This window comes from Methylobacterium sp. WL119 (genome assembly GCF_008039875.1).
GTDB lineage: Bacteria > Pseudomonadota > Alphaproteobacteria > Rhizobiales > Beijerinckiaceae > Methylobacterium.
On the sequence record NZ_VRUU01000090.1, the window covers coordinates 1 to 18,453 of the forward strand.

Here is an 18,453-nt window from a genome sequence, read left to right on the forward strand (position 1 = left end):
GCCCCAGACGCCCCCGCCCGAGACGCGCCGGACCTACGAGATGGCGGATTCCACGCCGGATGGCCCATCCGTCGTGCGCTCCGCGCCCCCTCCGATCACCGGGCCCGCGCACTATCCGATCGTCGTGCTCGGCGAGGCGATGATTGCGGCGCGCGGCCGGGATGAGAACTGGGATGCCAAGACGCAGAACCAGGCCCGCCAGATCTACACGCTGTTTGCAAAACTGCTCCTCGAACGCGGGCTCGTAGTTGTCGAGGATCTGCGTCAGCGGTATTTCGCCGATCTGGTTGGCACGGAGATTCGCGCCGATATCCTCGGCCATGGCGGCAAGGGGGAGACCGACGAGCGCTACTGCGATCCGATTGCGCTACGCTCGACGCTGGATGACCTCATCAAGATCCCGACCGTGACCGCCCATCTCGAAGCGAAGCCGATTCAGCTGCTCGGCTGGGTTTCCGAGAAAAAACCATCGCCCTACACCCGCCGCGCGAAATCGAACGTCAGAGCCTCACGCGTCGACGCGAGGGCCAAAGAGCGTTTGCCGAAACCGCCCTCAAACCGACGGTAGGTCTCGCGTAGGGAGATCATGAAACCCTCGTTTTGTGCGAGCGGTCGTCGCATCGACCGAAAGGTCCGCAAGTAGCAAGAATCCCGGCGAGCTACCGATCGTAGCCCGAATTCGATCGGTCCGTGCTCCGACTACGTTCGTTCTCTCGCTCTCGCCGCGGCGGAGGTGGCAGCCGTAACACTTCGACGAGCTGGGCGAAGCCTTGCGCGACGACGCGCTCGGTTCCCTGTACGGGACGCGTCAGGTACCAAAGGGCGAAACGCGGTGCGGCCTCGATCTCCTGCAGGACGGTCCGTAGCGTCTGTCCGGCCTGAAACCCGCGGGCAGCGATCTCGTGGATGCGAGCGCCGAGCTTGAGCAGCCGCAACCGGATCGTCGTGAACTCGGCTTTGGCGAGGCGATGCGTGGTCGGGATGGCGTCTCGCACGGTGAGCATCAGCCAGTAGGCTGCGGTGTGCAGGACGAGCCGCATCTGGTTGGCGGCCGGGTGCCGGCAGGAGGTGCGGTCGGAAGCGAGCTGGCCCTTGTGCAACTTGATCAGGTTCTCGGCTTGGCCGCGGGCGCAGTACAGCTCGGCGTAGAGCCATTCGGGCGTGCCGGTGGTGATGTTCGTGACCACGTAGCGGATGTCGAGGCCGAGGCGGGTGGCCTCGATGCGGGCGGCGACACGGCGCGTCTGCCGCCAGGACTTGGCGGCGTGGGTGGTCTCGGCAAAGCCGCGCACCGCATCCTTGTCACCGATGGCCCGTACCACCCGGATGTGGTCGGCGGTCGGCTCGACCTTGGCCGCGAGCGCCTTGGTGCCGGTCAAGCCGAAGACGTAGGTGACGCCGTTGTCCTCGCACCAGTCCATCGCCTCGGGCCGCCCGTAGTGGCCGTCGCCGCGGATGGTAATCGCGGTCGTCGGCCAGTGACGGCGGATTGCCCGGACGAGCCGGCGCAGATGGCCGCGGACCTCGCGAGCCGAGGGTGTCTTACCCGACCGCAGGATCATCGCGACGGGACGGCTGGTGGCGGTATCGTAGACGTGGATCGGCAGAAAGCAGCGCGCGTCGTGGTGGGCGTTGAATAGCGACAGCTGCTGCTGGCCGTGCACCACGTCGCAGGTGTCGTCGATGTCCAGGGTGACCGCGGCGGGCGGTACGACGTAGCTGGCGCAGTACACGTCGACCAGCACCCGCCCGAGCCGGATCAGGTCGCGCAGGCCGGGGGTGTTCTCCATCCGCGAGACAGTGGGCTGGCTCATCAGGTCCGCGCCATTCTCGGGCAGCAGCACGCAGGCGAGCTTGAAGGTGGGGTCGGCGCGCAAGTGGTCGAGGTCGTCGGCATCCTCGTACCCGCAGGCGATGGCCAAGATGCGGGCGAGCAGGATCTCGGAAAGCGGATGCACGACCCGGCTCGGATCGCGTCGATCCTGGATCACGGCCGCAAGCTTCTTGGCGATACCCGATCGCCGGGCGGCCTGGGCAAGCAACAGGACGCCACCCTCCGAGGTCAGGCGTCCGCCATCGAAGGCGGCTGTGAGCTTCTTGCCCCGCACGGATGGAAACGCGAACGGCAGACACGTAGGATCGGACATGGCGGGCGTGGCGGGCTCGATCGGGTCTGGGGGCTTGGCGTCAGCACCCAATCCTTAAGCCAGATCAATGTTTTACGCTACGCTCGCCACCCAAAATTCACCACCCTCATGAATAAGACGGGCTAGATCCCGAACGGGCCGCGGTAGAGCCGATACAGCACCCACCCGCCTCAGCGGATCCGTGTGGACCGTCAAAGCTACGCCGCCAAGAGCAGGCTGCCGTTGCAGAAGGCGCTCACCGACGGGCGGCACGGAAAGTTTCGATAGAAAGGCAGCTAGGCCACTGCTACCGTAGGACGGATTGTGCCGGAGCAGAGTGAGGCCGCCAGCGCTGCTTGAAAGACTCGAGAGCAGCGCGATCGAGACTTTGATGCTCTTCACGTCAGATCTTTGGATCTCCTCGGCACCGAAAGGACCCTGGAGTCACTTTTGGGCAAGGACTGACGGATTGGCTGATTGTAAGAGGTATGTCCGGTAATGGAACGATGTGAAAACGAGCTACGGTCTAAGCAAAGTTTGCCAAAAGCATATCGAATATATCGTATTCTCACATAGCACAGGTGTTGTACTTTGATAAAGCACCATGACCCACTTTAGTTGAATGGCTACAGAGAAATAAAATCAGTAATAAATTACCGACGAGCTCAGGCGCTCAAATCTGTCTGCCCGAAAAACAAATAAGGTGTCGAGCTTGGACCCTTGAACAGTCCGATCATCTCACGTGTTGACGGCGAGATCCTCTACGCTGATCATTTGTCCACCGAAAACCTGCGACGCAAATATGCCGATCACGCTGTGATGCGGCCCGACGCCGATCGGATTGTGGATGTCGACCTTGTCTTGGAGCATCAAACTCTTACGGAGGCGCTTGGACCACGTGGTCAAGTGGACTACATCGTTGCCAGTCACGTAATTGAGCACCTGCCAGATCCGGTTCGATGGCTGCGCGACTTAGGCGGTGCTTTGAAGCCCGGCGGCATCCTGTTTCTTGTGGTGCCTGATAAGCGATTTACTTTCGATTTTCGCCGTGCGCCCTCCACGACCGGAGATCTGGTCGCGCACTACCTTGCCAATCCACGCATTGCGAGCCCAGCACAGGCCTTTGAGCATGTTGCACGCACCGTAGAGGTCAATCTGAATGCAAAATGGGCTGGACGTGGACGAAAACCAAAAGACATGTTCGACGGCCAGCTTCGCAATGCGTTGAACGTAGCCATCGACGTCTAATCGAACAAAAATTACCACGATGTTCATTGCAAAGTATATACACCGTATAGTTTTACTGAAGTTTTTAATGATATAATATCACTCGAACTCATACCTTTAAAGATAGAATATCTGCATCCAACGATTTTCGGGGCCAATGAATTTTATGTACAAACGAAAAAGATCGAATTATATGATAGTCAAAGCAAATCATTGAATCTAAACCGCTCAATGCATCACGAATTACCGACGCCTAAGCATTCCTTGCTAAAATCAAGGAAAGACTGATCGCCGGGCGTGCCGCCGGCTCGTCACGATATCAGATTTAATGTCATAAAGCACGATGATCTAGTAAGATCGGTGGCGATTCAAAAAGTCAGCGGAGGCACCTGCCCGGCAATCCGGGCTTGCAGCGCGTCGCCGTCGTAGACAATTCACTCAGCGGGACCTTGCTGTGACCCAACCGCTCACCCAGACTGTGGGTCGCCGAGCGCTCGCCATGAGCTCGACTGGTCGTGATCTTCTGCGCCACCGGTCGCCCCTGGGCATGCCTGCCAAACGGCGGCGCACACCCTCGAACCGCCAAGCATGGACTTTGATCGCCCACCGTGCCACATCCCAATGACGTCCCGCAACCAAACAGCTAGGGCGTGTCGTCGCCTGAACGGATTGGTTTGGCTAGCGTTTTCGTTTCTCTGATCCAGGAGGGACGATGCTGAGCGACGCGCAGTGGTCTGAACTGGAGCCCTTGGTCGAGGCCTGCCGGTCCAAGTCCAAGACGCCCCCACAGGATCTTCGGCGCACGCTCTCAGCCATCCTTTGGCGGCATCAGAACGGGGCCAAGTGGCGGGCCATTCCAGAGGATCTGGGTCCCTGGTAGCGCGCAGCCCAGATCTTCATCCGCTGGTCCCGTGCCGGCGTCTGGGAGCGGCTCCTCAGCCTCGTGCAGGAGCGCGGCGTCCAACTCGGCATGGTGTTCCTCGACGGCACGAACATACGCGCGCACCAAAAGGCGGCCGGTGCCGCCAAAAGGGGGGATCTGCGGCCGAGCGAGACACTCGTGAAGCTCTTGGCCGTTCGCGTGGCGGCGATAGCACCAAGGCTTGCGTGATCGCCGACGGGCAGGGTCGTGCCATCGCCTTCCGGCTGGCACCGGGACAGGCCCATGAACTGCCCCATGCGGTTCCGCTCCTCGACCGGCTGCCCGGCGTGCCCAAGTGGGTCGTCGGAGACCGTGGCTACACCAGCCACGCCTTTCGCGAACACATCTGGGATATGGGCGCTCGGCTTGCGATCCCGCCTCAGCGCCACGAAGCGCCCGTGGCCTGCCCGGATTGGATCTACAACAACCGCAACCAGGTCGAGCGCCTCTGGGCCAGGCTAAGGAGTGGCGCGCCATCGCCACCCCCTATGAGAAGACCGCCGTCAGTTCCATGGGCGTCCTCTCCCTCGCAGCCGCCCTCGATTGGATCTAGCGATGACACGCCCTAGCCGTGACTCGTTGTCTTATGTAACACATTCAAGTATCAATTAGATAATGCGATAAAAATTGCGCTATTTTTTCAGTGGTTTGCGAATAATCGGCTGAGGAGTTGGAATACTGGCGCCCCAGCCAAGGATTGCAACTCCGACAGGGGTTAAGAGCGTCTAACGAAAACGGCGATTGGCGCGTTGGTAGGGCATGGCGAAGTTCCCGGTTCCCGACGATTTCTGGGCGGTGATCGCGCCGCTGCTGCCACTGGCGCGGGAGTGTCCGAAAGGCGGGCGGCCGCCGATCTCGGACCAGGCGGCGCTGACCGGCATCCTTTTCGTGCTGCGCACCGGTTTGCCGTGGGAGGACCTGCCGCATGAGATGGGGTGCGGTTCGGGGATGTCGTGCTGGCGACGGCTGCGTGATTGGCAGAGGGCGGGCGTATGGCGGGCCTGCATCACGCCTTGCTGGAGCGGCTGGACGGCGCCGAACAACTGGATTGGGGCCGTGCGGCACGCGACAGTGCCAGCCTGACGGCGAAAAACGTATGGCCCGCCCCGTCCGCAAGTGGCTTATGATCCGCTGGTCTTAGCAGTCTGCATAAACGTATCCGGCCTTCCAGCGATGCCGTTGGCCAAGATGGAGATCCGCGCGTCCTGGTCCTCATAAAGGGGTCGGCGTCGAGCGCCATTTTCCGCCAGAGGCTTCCAGAACATCGATCGGCTGTCAGGCAATCTTCCTTTCGCCGCTCGCAGACATCGGAAGGCTGACGAAGGCTTTGCCGACCAAGCACGGTTCAGGCAGCCACCGCCGCCGGCTCATAGACGCGTTCGTGGCGCAGCAGCGCCCAGACGGTCCGGGCCATTTTAGCCGCCAGCGCAACGACGGCGGTGTTGGCGTGCGCCCGCGCCAGCAGGTCCCGGAGCCATTGGCCGATCCACGCATCGCTTTTGCGAAGGGTCCTCGGGCATGCGCTGGCAGGGTCGCCCCTGCGCGGTGAGGACGGTGGTCCGCCGGACCGAGCGCAGCGCAACTTCACCGACCCGGACAGCCGGATCCTGCCGACCTGCGACGGGTTCGTGCAGGACTACAGAGGCCAGATCGCCGTCGATGCTGCGCATCAGGTCATCGTGGCGCACCGCCTCGTGACGAACGCCGCCGACGCCCGCGCCCTCGTGCCGCTCATCGACGACATCCGCGCTCATCTCGGGCGCAAGCCGTGCGAGGTCTCGGGCGATGCAGGCTTTGACAACGAGGCGAACCTGGCAGCGCAGAAGCAGCGGCGGATCACCGCCTATCTCGCTCCAGGTCGGGCGCGCCACGGAGAGGCGGATGCGGCCGGTCGTCGACAGCTGACGAAGACGCCCCTGATGCGTGCGATGGCCGAACGGCTGAAACGGGGTGGCCGCCGGAGCCGCTACCGCCTCAGGAAGCAGGTCGTCCAGCCGGTGTTCGGGCAGATCGAGCAGGCCCGGGGCCTCCGACCGTTCCTGCTCCGCGGGCTCGATTAGGTCCGCGGCGAATGGGCGATGATCTGCACCGCCCACAACCTTCTGAAGCTGGCCAAGGCCGAACGCTGAGCATGACGCCGGCTGGCCTGCCTTGATCTCAACCCCGTCCTCGATCCGATAAAACGTTACTCGGACGGGTTCCTAGCAGGCTGCTGCAGAAGTCCGTGGCGGTGCGGCCTTGAAGATGATTCACTCTGTCCGAGCGAGAGGCGGGGTTCGATCGATGCGTGGACGTGAGGCGGCCTCGGCCAACCTGTTCAGCTACGTTCGGCTTGAGGAGCGTGTGCCAGCCGATCCCCCTTTGCGGCCGATCAGGACGTTGGCTGACGAGGTGATGGCCGGGCTGAACGAGTGCTTTGAGAGCCTGTACTCGGGCCTGGGCCGTCCCTCGATCCCGCCCGAGATGCTGCTGCGAGCCACACTGCTGCAGGCGTTCCTCTCGGTGCGCTCCGAGCGGATGCTGATGAAGTAGATCGACGACAACCTGCTGTTCCGGTGGTTCGTGGGGTTGGAGATGGATTCCACGGTCTGGCATTCAACCGGGTTCACGCACAACCGCGTCCGTCTGCTGGAGACGGAGGTGGCGCACGCCTTCCTGGCGGGGCTGCTGGCGCTCAAGCCGGTCAACCGGTTTCTGTCGAGCGACCACTTCTCGGTGGACGGCACGATGATCGAGGCGTGGGCCTCGATGAAGAGCTTCCAGCCGAAAGACGGCTCGGGTGAACCGCCGGATCCTGGCCGCAACGGCGAGCGCGACTTTCACAAGGAGAAGAGCTCGAACGCGCCCCATGCCTCGACCATCGACCCGGACGCGGGTCTCTACCGCAAGGCGGACGGCCAGGAGAGCCGGCTGTGCTGCCTCGGCCATGCGCTGATGGAGAAACCGGAACGGCCTGGTGGTGGACGCGACCCTCACCCACGCTACCGGCACCGCCGAGCGTGAGGCGGCCCTGACCATGCTCAACCGCCGACCCCGCCGGCACCGGATCACTCTGGGCGCGGACAAGCTGTTCGACGTGGCGGCCTTCGTCGGCGACCTGCAAGCGCGGCGGGTGAGCCCGGACATCGCGATCAACGGGGCGATGTCGAAAACCGGCAAGGTGCGCAAGACCGCCCTCGACGGCCGCACCACGCGGCATGCCGGCTACGCGGTCAGCCTGCGCTGCAGGAAACAGATCGAGGAGGTCTTCGGCTGGATCAAGGCTCAGGCCGGGCTGAGGAAGGTCAAGCTGCGCGGGCGAGCCAAGGTCGAGGCGCTGTTCACCTTCTCAGCCGCCGCCTACAACCATCGTGCGTCTGCCCCAGCTGCTGGCCGGAGCGGTCGCATGACGGGCGACCCGGACATGGCCGAGACATGGCCCGCGACCCGAGCAACACATCGAAGCTGCCGGATCGAGCCTCGTCGAGGCGGACTGATCTCATAAAACAGTCCTGACGATCCAAACCAAGCGTCACGCCTGACTTCCGCAGCAGCCTGCCAAGTTAAAAACGTTGTTGCATGGTTGAGACTGTCGACAGAATCGTAGCGTACGTAGATCAGAAGCTCATCCGCACGACCTCGATCAATGTAGCCAGGATCCTGCGGCGACCAAGCTATTTTGCAGTGCCGATGATGCGGACCGCGCGATGCCGAGGTCGCTCGCCTCCGACAATGTGGGGGTGATGCTGCCAGCGACGAAGACCTGGGCTGCGCTCGACCTGCCCGACTCGCCGTTCGGCTGGGGGAAACAGCGCATATGCAGCGGCCGAGATGCTGACTCGGTAGATACATCCGAGCCAGAAGACCGAGAGGTCGAGATCGTACCGCTGCATTTGGCGGACCGCTCTTTCCGACCCCGATTCACCGAATCGCGGCGCCCTCGCCATTGACGACATCACCGGCCCATAATAGATGACAACCATCATTTTAATGGCGAGTTCGATCGGTGTCGGGGAAGCGGCGATGAATGTCGGTATGGTCATGTTGCTGACGAGCCTCGCTTTGGCGGCGTGCTCGCCGGCCGAGACGGCGGTGCCTGAGAAACCACGGCTCGTTCAGACCGTCGCGGTCGCCCCGGCCGAGGGGGCGGTCTCGCGCTACACCGGGGTCGTTCGGGCGCGGACGGAGAGCAACCTCGGCTTCCGCGTCGGCGGCAAAATCTTCGAGCGGCTGGTCGATCCGGGGGACCGCGTCCGCCTCGGACAGCCGCTGATGCGCCTCGATCGGACCGATTTCGGGCTCGCGCTGAACGCCGCCAAGGCGTCCGTCGAGGCGGCCCGCGCGCAGATGATCAAGGCCAAGGCCGACGAGGCGCGCAGCCGCAAGCTCGTGGCCGACGGCTGGACCTCGATCCAGGCCTACGACCAGAACAAGGGCGCGGCCGATGCCGCCATCGCGCAGTTCGCCAACGCGGAGGCGCAGGCGAGCCAGATCGCCAACCAGGCGGGCTACGCCGAGCTCCAGGCCGATGCCGACGGCGTGGTGATGGAGGTGCCGACCGAGCCGGGACAGGTCGTCGCCGCCGGCCAGACCGTGGTGAAGCTCGCCCGCGACGGATCGCGGGAGGCGGAGGTGTTCCTGCCCGAGGGCAGCCGGCGCGCGGCGCAGGGGAACGCTTCGGCCACCCTCTACGCCGAGGGCGAGGCGACCTATCCGGCGCGCCTGCGCGAGCTGTCGGCGACGGCCGACCCCGCGACCCGCACCTACCGGGCGCGCTACATCCTGTCGGGCGGCGGCGAGGCTGCGCCGCTCGGGGCGACGGTCACCCTTCGGCTCGCCGACCACGACGTCCGGCGCGAGCCCGCGGTGGAGGTGCCGCTCGCGGCCCTGTTCGACCGGGGCGACGGCACCGCGGTCTGGCGCTACGACGCCGAGACCGAAACGGTGCGGGAGCAGGCCGTGCGGGTCGCGCGCATGGGCGAGGAGCGCGCCGAGGTCGTCGCGGGCCTGAGCCCGGGCGATCGCATCGTGGCGCTCGGCGCCCACCTGCTCAAGCCCGGCGAGAAGGTGCGCCAGGCGGACGCGAACCTGACGGGGGCGAAGCGATGAGCGGTTTCAACCTCTCCGCGCTCGCCGTCCGCGAGCGGGCGGTCACGCTGTTCCTGCTGATCGCCGTGACGGTCGCCGGCATCTTCGCCTTCCAGAAGCTCGGCCGCGGCGAGGACCCGGCCTTCACCGTCAAGACCATGACGGTCTCGGCGGCGTGGCCGGGCGCCACCGCCGAGGAGATGCAGCGTCAGGTCGCCGACCCGCTCGAGAAGCGGCTGCAGGAGCTCGTCTACTACGACCGCGCCGAGACCACCGTGCGCCCGGGCCTGATGGTGACGAAGGTCTACCTCAAGGACAACATGCCTCCGGGGAAGGTGCAGTCGGAGTTCTACCAGGCGCGCAAGAAATTGTCCGATCAGGCCTCCAGCCTGCCCCGCGGGGTGATGGGACCGCTGTTCAACGACGAGTTCTCGGACGTCTACTTCGCGCTCTACGCGCTCCAGGCCAAGGGGCTGCCGCACCGCCAGCTCGTGCTCCAGGCCGAGGCCCTGCGCCAGCGCCTGCTGCGGCTGCCCGGCGTCGAGAAAATCAACATCCTCGGCGAGCAGGCGCAGAAGATCTTCGTCGAGATCTCGTACCAGCGCCTGGCCACGCTCGGGATCACCGGCCAGCAGCTGCTGGCGTCGCTCGCCAACCAGAACGACGTGACGCCGGCCGGCTTCGTCGAGACAGCCGGGCCGCGGGTCTACCTTCGCCTGGACGGCGCCATCGACGGGCTCGACGCGATCCGCGGCCTGCCGGTGGCGGCGGGCGACCGCAGCCTCAAGCTCGGCGACATCGCGGAGGTGAAGCGCGGCTACGAGGACCCCAGGAGCTTCGCGATCCACAACGACGGCGAGCCGGCCCTGATGCTTGGCCTGGTGATGAAGCCCGGCTTCAACGGCCTCAAGCTCGGCGAGGCGCTCAATGCCGAGGAGGTCGCGATCCATCACGACCTCGCCCTCGGAATCGGCTTCACCAAGATCACCGATCAGGCCAAGGTCATCGACGCGGCGATCCACGAGTTCATGGTCAAGTTCTTCACCGCGCTGTCGGTGGTGATCTTCGTGTCCCTGGTGGCGCTCGGCTTCCGCGTCGGCATCGTCGTGGCGCTGGCCGTGCCGTTGACCCTGTCGGCGGTGTTCGTGGTGATGATGCTGACGGGGCGCGACTTCGATCGCATCACGCTGGGCGCGCTGATCATCTCGCTCGGGCTGCTCGTCGACGACGCGATCATCGCCATCGAGATGATGGTGGTGCGCATGGAGGAAGGCGCCGACCGAATCGAGGCCGCGACCCATGCCTGGAGCGCCACCGCCGCGCCGATGCTCACCGGCACGCTGGTGACCATCGCCGGGTTCCTGCCGGTGGGCTTCGCCGCCTCAACGGCCGGCGAATATGCCGGCAACATCTTCTGGGTGGTGGCGTTTTCTCTCGTCGTTTCGTGGATCGTGGCCGTGACCTTCACGCCCTATCTCGGCGTCAAGCTGCTGCCGAACATCGAGCCGGTCGCGGGCGGCCACGCGGCGATCTACGCCACGAAGAACTACCAGCGCCTGCGCCGGATCGTGCGCACCTCGGTCGATCACAAATGGGCGGCAGCCGGCATCACCGTGGCGCTGTTCGTTGTCGCGGTCATCGGGATGGGCCGTGTCGAGAAGCAGTTCTTCCCGAACTCCGAGCGGCCCGAATTGATCGTCGAGGTCACGCTGCCGACCGGGTCGGCCTTCGCCACCACCGAGGCCACCGTGCAGCGCGTCGAGGCGGCGGTGCGCGACCTGCCGGAGGCCAAGGAGATCACGAGCTATATCGGCCAGGGCATGCCGCGCTTCGTGCTGTCGTTCGATCCCGAGCTGCCGGACCCGGCCTTCGCGCAGATCGTGGTGCAGACCGCGGACGCTGAGGCCCGCGACGCCCTCCGGGCGAAGGTGCGCAAGCTCGTCGAGGACGGCCGCTTCCCCGAGGCGCGCGTGCGGGTGCTGCAGATCGTGTTCGGGCCGCCGATCCGATTCCCGGTCGCGTTCCGGGTGGTCGGCCCCGACCTCGACGTCATCCGCCGCATCGCGGCCGAGGTCGCCGAGGTCATGGCGGGCAATCCCGACATGCGGCTCGTCCATCTCGACTGGGGCGACCGGACGCCGGGCCTTCACCTCGTCCTCGACCAGGAACGCCTGCGCCTGATCGGCCTGACGCCGAAGGAGGCCGGACAGCAGCTGCAGAGCTACCTCAACGGCACGCCCGCCACTCAGGTCCGCGAGAACCTGCGCTCGGTCGACGTGCTGCTGCGCAGCCCCGGCCCGGAGCGACGCTCGCTCGGCGAGATCGGCGACCTGACGCTCGCGACGAAGGACGGCCGGCAGGTGCCGGTCTCGCAGGTCGCACGCCTGGAAAGCCGGGACGAGGATGCGGTGCTCAAGCGCTACAACCGCGAGAGCTACATCCGGGTGCAGGGCGACGTGCTCGACGGCAAGCAGCCGCCGGACGTCCATGCGCAGATCTTCCCGCTGCTGGATCCGATCCGGGCGAGGCTGCCGCCGGGCTACCGCATCGACACGGCCGGCGCCGTCGAGGAGAGCGCCAAGGCGATGTCGGCTTTGATCGCCGTGTTCCCGATCATGCTGATCGTCACGCTGACGGTGATCATGATCCAGGTGCGCTCGTTCACCACCATGTTCATGGTGTTCGCGACCGCGCCGCTCGGCCTCGTCGGCGCGGTGCCGACCCTGCTGATCTTCCACCAGCCCTTCGGCTTCAACGCGATCCTCGGATTGATCGCGCTGTCGGGCATCCTGATGCGCAACACGCTGATCCTGGTGGATCAGATCCATCACGATCGCGCCTCGGGCCTGTCGGATTACGAGGCCGTGGTGGAATCGACCGTGCGCCGCGCGCGGCCCGTGATCCTGACGGCGGCCGCAGCGATGCTCGCCTTCATCCCGCTCACCCACTCGGTGTTCTGGGGGGCGCTGGCCTACGTCCTGATCGGTGGCGTCGGCGTCGGCACCCTGCTGACGCTGCTGTTCCTGCCGGCCCTCTACACCCTGTGGTTCCGCGTCGCCCGAACACCTGCGGATGCGCGGAGCCCCGCGGTCGTTTCCGGGCGAGACGGAGCGACTGCGACCACGGGCGCTGTTCCATCCTGAGGGCTGGTGCGGCTGGGCGCTCGCCGCCGCGCATGCGACGCGGCAAGTGCCCGATCGATCGACCAGCCCGAGCCCCTGCCCCTGCCCCTGAACGGTCGAACGGGCGGCGCTTCGTGCTGGCGGCAACGGCCGAGGCGGCGAAAGCGTCCGGCGACAGCGCGACCGTGGACTGATTTAGATGACAGGTCGCATCCACATCGGATGCGATGCGTTAGCGCATCGTCCGCCGGACCGCGCGGCGGCCGCTCGTGAGACGAGGAGACGAAGATGCCGAGGGTGTCTCAGGAGCAGGCGCGGCTGAACCGGCAGCGCGTGGTCGAGGTGGCGTCGGCGCTGTTCCGCCAGCGCGGCCTTCACGGCGTCGGGGTCGCCGACATCATGGGGGCGGCCGGCCTGACGCATGGCGGGTTCTATGGCCAATTCGCCAACAAGGACGCCCTGGCGGCCGAAGCCTTCGAGTGCGCGATCAAGGAGGAATACCGCGGCAACCTCGACAGCCTGGTCGGGAACTACCTGTCGCTCGGGCACGTCCAGGCGCCCGAGAAGGGGTGCCCGCTCGCGGCCCTGGCCAACGACGTCGCGCGGGAGCCCTCGGGTAGCCCGGTGCGCGCGCGGTTCACCCACGGGGTCGAACGCCTCGCCGCCATCCTTGCCGACCTGACGCCGAAGGCCTCGCGCGAGCGCCGCCGGCAGCGTTCGCTGGCGACGCTGTCGACCCTCGTCGGCGCCGTCGTCTTGGCTCGGGCCGTGGACGACGAGGCACTGGCGAACGACCTGATCGAGGCCGCGCGCGCCTCGGTGGCCGGCTGAGGCCCGCTGGTCAGGACGTCTTCGACGCGTCGCGATACAAATCGGCGTGGCGATCCCGCAGGGCGTTCTTCTGGACCTTGCCCATGGCGTTGCGTGGCAGGTCGTCGGCGAAGAGAACCCGCTTCGGGCATTTGAACCGGGCGAGGCGCCCTTCGAGATGGGCGAGCACCGCCGCCTCGTCCGGAGCGTCCTTCGAACCCACCACGATGGCGGTGACGCCCTCGCCGAAATCGGCGTGCGGTAGGCCGATCACCGCCGATTCGACGACGCCCGGCATCGCGTCGATCTCGGCCTCGACCTCCTTCGGGTAGACGTTGAAGCCGCCGGTGATGATCAGGTCCTTGCCGCGGCCGACGATGTGGACGTAGCCGCGGGCGTCGACCTTGCCGAGATCGCCGGTGACGAAGAAGCCGTCGACCTTGAACTCGGCCGCGGTCTTCTCAGGCATGCGCCAGTAGCCCTTGAACACGTTCGGGCCCTTCACCTCGATCATTCCGACCTGCTCGGAGCCGAGCGGCGCGCCGGTGTCCGGGTCGACGACGCGCAGGGCCACGCCGGGCAGCGGGAACCCGACGGTGCCGGCGATGCGCTCGCCCTCATAGGGGTTCGAGGTGCTCATGTTGGTCTCGGTCATGCCGTAGCGCTCGAGGATGGCGTGACCGGTCCGTGCCCGCCACGCGGCATGCGTCTCGGCCAGCAATGGGGCCGAGCCGGAGGTGAACAGCCGCATGTGCGCGGTCGCCGCCTGCGTCAGCCCCGGATCCTTGAGCAGGCGGGTGTAGAAGGTCGGGACGCCCATCATGCTGGTCGCCCGCGGCATCAGCTTGAGGATCAGCCCGGCGTCGAGGCGCGGCAGGAACAGCATGCTGCCCCCCGACGCCAGCACGGTGTTGATCGCGACGAACAGGCCATGGGTGTGGAACACCGGCAGGGCGTGGATCAGCACGTCGTCGGCGGTGAAGCGCCAGGCCTCGACCAGCGTGCGCGCGTTCGAGGCGAGGTTGTCGTGGCTGAGCATGGCGCCCTTCGAGCGCCCGGTGGTGCCGGAGGTGTAGAGGATCGCGGCGAGATCCTCCGGATCCCGCGGCACGTCGGAGCACTCCGAGCCCTGCGCGTCCGCGGCCTCGGCGGCGCTGCCCCGGCCGGCGGCATCGAGGGTGAGCACGCGGATGGTCCCCGCGTCCCCGGCGACCGGCACCAGCGCCTCGCGCTTGGCCGGGTCGCAGACGAACAGGGCGGGCTCGGCGTCGCCGAGGAAGTAGGCGACCTCCGGGGCGGTGTAGGCGGTGTTGAGCGGCAGGAACACCGCGCCGGCGCGCACTGCGCCGAGATAGAGGAACACCACCTCGGCGCTCTTCTCCACCTGCACCGCGACCCGGTCGCCGGGGCGGACGCCCGCGGACACCAGCGCGTTCGCGTAGGCCCCGCTGCGCGCGAGCATGTCGGCGTAGCTGTAGCGGCGCCCGTCGGGCGTCTCGATGAAGGTGCTGGCCGCCGGATCCGCCGGCAGGGCCTCGCGGATCAACGCGAAGAGATGATTCGTCATGACACAACGCTCAGCGAAACGGATGATCGGCGGCGGTCCACCCGCCTCAGGCCTCGGCGAGCGCGACGGAACGCGGCGGAGGCAGGTTGGCGCGCAACTCGCGTGAGACCGCGCCGGACGCCGAGACCGTGCCGAGGTTGGCATAGGTCTCGTGGTTCTTCTCGATCGCCGACAGGTCGTAGAGGTAGTTGACCATCAGGCCATGGGATTGCCGCAACCCCTTGCCGGAGACGTCGCCGAGGAAGTTGATCCGCTCGAGGCGCGCGCCGTTGCCGAGATGGAAGCGCGCCACCGGGTCGAGCGGGCGGCCCCGCTCGTTCTTCGCGCGGAGGAAGTAGGCGGCCGCCGCCGGCAGCAGCGCCTTGCGCACGGCATCGGACTTCGCCTTGTCGGTCGCCCAATCGGGCTCGTCGAGCAGGCGAAGCGCCTCGACATCGTCGCGGGTCAGGCCCTGCGGCGCTTCCGCCCGGCGCTCGCGATCGAGCCAGCGCGCGAAACCCGGAACTGGCGAGAGCGTGACGAAGGTCTTCAGGGTCGGGATCTCGCGGGCGAGGTCCTCGACCACCTGCTTGATCAGGAAGTTGCCGAAGGTGACGCCGGCCAGGCCCTTCTGGCAGTTCGAGATCGAGTAGAAGATCGCGGTCGTGGCGGATTTCAGCGGAAGCGGATCGCGCGCCTGCGACAGGATCGGCGCGATCGCCGGCGCGATCGCGCTGGTCAACGCGACCTCGACGAAGATCAGCGGCTCGTCGACGAGTGCCGGGTGGAAGAACGCGAAGCAGCGCCGGTCCGCCGGCTCGATCCGGCGGCGAAGGTCGTCCCAGCCGGCGATCTCGTGGACCGCCTCGTAGCGGATGATCTTCTCGAGGATGTGAGCCGGCGTCGTCCAGTCGATGTGGCGCAGCACCAAGAAGCCGCGGTTGAACCACGAGGCGAACAGGTGCTCGAAGTCCGAATCGAGGCTGTCGGCGGCGTCGATCAGGTTGGGCTCGCCCTCGTCGCGCAGGATGCGGCGCAGGTCGAACAGGTCCTCGCGCATCCGGACCAGGCTCAGCGTGCCGTCGCGGGCAAGGTTGAGGCGGCGGATCAGTTCCTGGGAGCGCGGCTCGGCCGCCTCGTGCAGGTGCCCGAGGCGTGCCCGCGTCGGGTCCGAGCGATAGGCCTGGATCGCGGCGTCGACCGCGTCGTGGTCGGCATCGAACTCGACGGCGATCAGGCGCAGGAAGGCGTGGCGCTCGTCGGTGCCGAGCGTCGCGTAGCGGTCGAGGATCAGCCGCGCGAGGGCGACGCCCGATGCCTCGCCGCGGCGCGAGATCAGGTCGTCGCAGAGCTTGACCAGCTCGGCGGCGTTGGCCCGTGCGGCGAGATCGCCGCGGCCGAAGCTGATGAGGTCGCGACCGCGGTCGCTGATGGTCTGAAGGAGATCGCCGAAGAAAGAGATCGCCGCCATGGATCGCCGTCCGCGTCTCGCCTCGAAACCGGCCGCCGCGGAGGCTCCGGTCGTCCCGCACGGCGATGCCGGCGGCCCCATCGTTTACGGCGTGACCGCGCGCAGGGCCAGACCCCCCGTGAGGCCGCGAAGGCCGAAGCGGAACTCCGGGACGTCGTGGCCGGCTCCGCCGTGAAGGGCGCTCAGCGGCGCTCGTCGCCGGCCTGGGCCACGACGGCGCTGTCGGCGCGCTCGCGCCAATCGCCGAGGCCGTATTGCCGGGCGAACTTCAGCTCGGCCGCCCGCCGCGCGCGATCGGGGTCGCGGGCACGCTGGATCTCGACGGATCCGATGGTGAACGGAAGGCCGAAGATCTGCTTCTCGAAATCCACCCGATAATTCGGCATGCAACCCTCTCTCGTCGTGTCGGTCACGCTCCGCCGCACGAATCGGTGCCACCAATCCTATGAACGGCATCAGAACCTGAATCGCCGCGATCGCCAAATCGATTGCCAGCAATCGACCCGCGCGTCGAACATCGTCCGTGGACGAAACATATGCAGGCGCAGCGGAATCGAAACCGGGTGCGCCACTCCTACGCGGCCGTGCCCTGCGCGCGCCGCCGTTGTCACCCGCCCGGTCGGCGCCTAGGCCGACCGCGATCCCTCGCAACCAGAGATACGAGTCTCATGCTCACAGAGCCGAACCGCTCGCGCGCCACGGAGCCCCGCTCGTGAGCGACATCCCGGTGCCGCATCCCGACCTGAGCACGAAGGCGCGGCTCGGGCTGACGCTGATCGCGGGCGGGGCGGTGGCCAACATCTACTACAACCAGCCGCTGCTCGGGCTGCTGGTTGCCGATTTCGGGCCGCGCGCCGCCTTGTGGGTGCCGACCGGCTGCCTCGTCGGCTACGGCCTCGGCATCGTCGGGCTGGTGCCGCTGGGGGATGCCTGGCCGCGGCGCCAGCTGATCATCGCGCAGCTTCTCACGCTGAGCGTGGTGCTCGTCGTCGCCGCGCTCAGCCCGAACCTGCCGATCCTGGCGCTCGCCAGCCTCCTGATCGGCTTCCTGTCGTCGGCGGCGCAGCAGGCGGTGCCGTTCGCGGCCGAGCTGGCGCCGGACGCCACCCGCGGCCGCATCGTCGGGCAGGTGATGACTGGGTTGCTTTCCGGCATCCTGCTCGCGCGGACGGTCAGCGGCTTCGTCGGCGCGCATCTCGGATGGCGGGCGGTGTTCTTCGCCGCCGCCGTGGTCTCGCTCGCGATGGCGGCGGTCGCGGCCGCGACACTGCCCCGGACCGCGGCGAAGCGCCTGCGCTACCGGGCGCTGATGCTGTCGATCCTGCACCTTGCCAAGACCCAGCCCGTGCTGCGCAACGCCAGCCTGTCGCAGGCGCTGCTGTTCGCCGCGTTCAACGCGTTCTGGGTCACCCTCGCCCTGCTGGTGGAGGCCGAGCCGTTCAACCTGACCGCGGCCGGCGCCGGGCTGTTCGGCGTGATCGGCGTCTGCGGCGCCCTCGTCGCGCCGGTCTCGGGCCGCTTCACCGATCTGCGCGGCGCGCGACCGGTGGTCGTGGGCGGAAGCCTGCTGGTCGTGGCGGCGTTCGCGGTGCTCTGGGCCGGCGGCACGTGGTCGCTCGCCGCCGTCGCCGTCGGCGTGCTGCTGATCGACATCGGCATGAACGGCGCGCTGATCGCGAACCAGACGCGCGCCTACGCGCTCGTCCCGGGCGCGCGCGGACGGATCAACACCGTGCTGTTCACGGCGATGTTCGTCTTCGGAGCGATCGGCGCCTATGCCGGATCGCAGGCCTTCCTGCTCGCCGGCTGGGGCGGGGTCTGCGCGGTCGGCATCGCCTTCGCCGTCGCCGCCCTGCTCGTTGCCGTGCTCGACCGGCGCCCGACGATCATCTGAGGATCCGCGACAGGCGGCACCAGGCGTTCCTGTCGGCGGGCAGCCCGAAGCGCAGGCGCGCCGGCGCCTCGGCGAAGCGCCGGACGTGGATTCCGGCCGTCCCGAGCTGCCGGAACAGGCCCGGCGCATCCGCAAAATCGGCCGTGCGGAACAGGACGGTTCCGCCGACCGGCGTCCCGCCGGCCCGGGCGATCATGCGGTCGAGGCGCCCCGCATCGGCGGCGCGGGCGGCTGCGGCGTCGCGGCGCCACGCGGCATCGTCGAGGGC

General features: G+C 67.0%; 9 protein-coding genes and 8 pseudogenes. 10 read left to right on the top strand and 7 right to left on the bottom strand.

The window, feature by feature from the left end; translation table 11 throughout:
* Positions 1 to 568 (top strand): annotated as a pseudogene (locus tag FV227_RS22650) (hypothetical protein); the annotation flags it as partial.
* 319 nt (positions 569 to 887) lie between these two features.
* Here the strand turns inward: FV227_RS22650 and FV227_RS22655 are convergent.
* Positions 888 to 2,147, bottom strand: a pseudogene (locus FV227_RS22655) (IS1380 family transposase); the annotation flags it as partial.
* A gap of 699 nt (positions 2,148 to 2,846) precedes the next feature.
* Between FV227_RS22655 and FV227_RS22660 the strand changes: the two are divergent.
* From FV227_RS22660 to FV227_RS22670, 3 genes and pseudogenes are all read left to right on the top strand, one after another.
* Positions 2,847 to 3,374 carry a methyltransferase domain-containing protein gene (locus FV227_RS22660; RefSeq protein WP_147859960.1) on the top strand — a complete coding sequence of 176 codons (528 nt, stop codon included), beginning with the start codon at positions 2,847 to 2,849 and terminating at the stop codon, positions 3,372 to 3,374.
* A 691-nt stretch (positions 3,375 to 4,065) separates the two neighbouring features.
* Positions 4,066 to 4,828, top strand: a pseudogene (locus tag FV227_RS22665) (IS5 family transposase).
* A gap of 206 nt (positions 4,829 to 5,034) precedes the next feature.
* Positions 5,035 to 5,366, top strand: a pseudogene (locus FV227_RS22670) (transposase); the annotation flags it as partial.
* A 254-nt stretch (positions 5,367 to 5,620) separates the two neighbouring features.
* Here FV227_RS22670 and FV227_RS22675 read toward each other — a convergent pair.
* Positions 5,621 to 5,785: pseudogene (locus tag FV227_RS22675) on the bottom strand (IS110 family transposase); the annotation flags it as partial.
* Here FV227_RS22675 and FV227_RS22680 point away from each other — a divergent pair.
* Positions 5,785 to 6,404 (top strand): annotated as a pseudogene (locus FV227_RS22680) (transposase); the annotation flags it as partial. The pseudogenes FV227_RS22675 and FV227_RS22680 overlap by 1 nt on opposite strands.
* Positions 6,405 to 6,558: 154 nt before the next feature.
* A pseudogene (locus tag FV227_RS22685) lies at positions 6,559 to 7,664 on the top strand (IS5 family transposase).
* A gap of 264 nt (positions 7,665 to 7,928) precedes the next feature.
* On the opposite strand, the gene FV227_RS29200 reads toward FV227_RS22685, so the two are convergent.
* Complete coding sequence (locus FV227_RS29200) at positions 7,929 to 8,297, bottom strand: hypothetical protein (RefSeq protein ID WP_187274906.1); 369 nt, start codon at positions 8,295 to 8,297, stop codon at positions 7,929 to 7,931.
* On the opposite strand from FV227_RS29200, the gene FV227_RS22690 reads away from it, so the two are divergent.
* The 3 genes from FV227_RS22690 to FV227_RS22700 all read left to right on the top strand — a co-directional run bounded on the left by FV227_RS22690 (position 8,278) and on the right by FV227_RS22700 (position 13,295).
* Entirely contained in the window at positions 8,278 to 9,363 is a 1,086-nt protein-coding gene (locus FV227_RS22690; protein WP_147726427.1) for an efflux RND transporter periplasmic adaptor subunit, read from the top strand. The genes FV227_RS29200 and FV227_RS22690 overlap by 20 nt on opposite strands.
* Entirely contained in the window at positions 9,360 to 12,485 is a 3,126-nt protein-coding gene (locus FV227_RS22695; protein ID WP_147726426.1) for an efflux RND transporter permease subunit, read from the top strand. Before FV227_RS22690 ends, FV227_RS22695 begins: the two co-directional genes overlap by 4 nt.
* Positions 12,486 to 12,752: 267 nt before the next feature.
* Positions 12,753 to 13,295: a TetR family transcriptional regulator gene (locus tag FV227_RS22700; RefSeq protein ID WP_147726425.1), complete on the top strand. Its 543-nt coding sequence runs from the start codon at positions 12,753 to 12,755 to the stop codon at positions 13,293 to 13,295.
* A 10-nt stretch (positions 13,296 to 13,305) separates the two neighbouring features.
* Here FV227_RS22700 and FV227_RS22705 read toward each other — a convergent pair whose 3' ends face one another.
* The 3 genes from FV227_RS22705 to FV227_RS22715 all read right to left on the bottom strand — a co-directional run bounded on the left by FV227_RS22705 (position 13,306) and on the right by FV227_RS22715 (position 16,677).
* Entirely contained in the window at positions 13,306 to 14,841 is a 1,536-nt protein-coding gene (locus tag FV227_RS22705) for a malonyl-CoA synthase (protein WP_147726424.1), read from the bottom strand.
* Positions 14,842 to 14,887: 46 nt separating this feature from the next.
* Entirely contained in the window at positions 14,888 to 16,291 is a 1,404-nt protein-coding gene (locus FV227_RS22710; protein WP_147842481.1) for a malonyl-CoA decarboxylase, read from the bottom strand.
* A 182-nt stretch (positions 16,292 to 16,473) separates the two neighbouring features.
* Positions 16,474 to 16,677 (bottom strand): hypothetical protein, encoded by a 204-nt coding sequence (locus FV227_RS22715; RefSeq protein ID WP_147726422.1) that lies wholly within the window; start codon positions 16,675 to 16,677, stop codon positions 16,474 to 16,476.
* Between the two features lie 326 nt (positions 16,678 to 17,003).
* Here FV227_RS22715 and FV227_RS22720 point away from each other — a divergent pair, with 326 nt between their 5' ends.
* Positions 17,004 to 18,185 (top strand): MFS transporter, encoded by a 1,182-nt coding sequence (locus FV227_RS22720; RefSeq protein WP_147859962.1) that lies wholly within the window; start codon positions 17,004 to 17,006, stop codon positions 18,183 to 18,185.
* On the opposite strand, the pseudogene FV227_RS22725 reads toward FV227_RS22720, so the two are convergent.
* Positions 18,178 to 18,453, bottom strand: a pseudogene (locus tag FV227_RS22725) (threonine-phosphate decarboxylase); the annotation flags it as partial. The gene FV227_RS22720 and the pseudogene FV227_RS22725 overlap by 8 nt on opposite strands.

Excerpts from the sequence above, each read along its gene's own strand:
- FV227_RS22710 (WP_147842481.1), bottom strand. The coding sequence starts at position 16,291 with ATGGCGGCGATCTCTTTCTTCGGCGATCTCCTTCAGACCATCAGCGAC.
- FV227_RS22700 (WP_147726425.1), top strand. The coding sequence starts at position 12,753 with ATGCCGAGGGTGTCTCAGGAGCAGGCGCGGCTGAACCGGCAGCGCGTG.
- FV227_RS29200 (WP_187274906.1), bottom strand. The coding sequence starts at position 8,297 with ATGACCATACCGACATTCATCGCCGCTTCCCCGACACCGATCGAACTC.
- FV227_RS22715 (WP_147726422.1), bottom strand. The coding sequence starts at position 16,677 with ATGCCGAATTATCGGGTGGATTTCGAGAAGCAGATCTTCGGCCTTCCG.
- FV227_RS22690 (WP_147726427.1), top strand. The coding sequence starts at position 8,278 with ATGAATGTCGGTATGGTCATGTTGCTGACGAGCCTCGCTTTGGCGGCG.
- FV227_RS22695 (WP_147726426.1), top strand. The coding sequence starts at position 9,360 with ATGAGCGGTTTCAACCTCTCCGCGCTCGCCGTCCGCGAGCGGGCGGTC.
- FV227_RS22705 (WP_147726424.1), bottom strand. The coding sequence starts at position 14,841 with ATGACGAATCATCTCTTCGCGTTGATCCGCGAGGCCCTGCCGGCGGAT.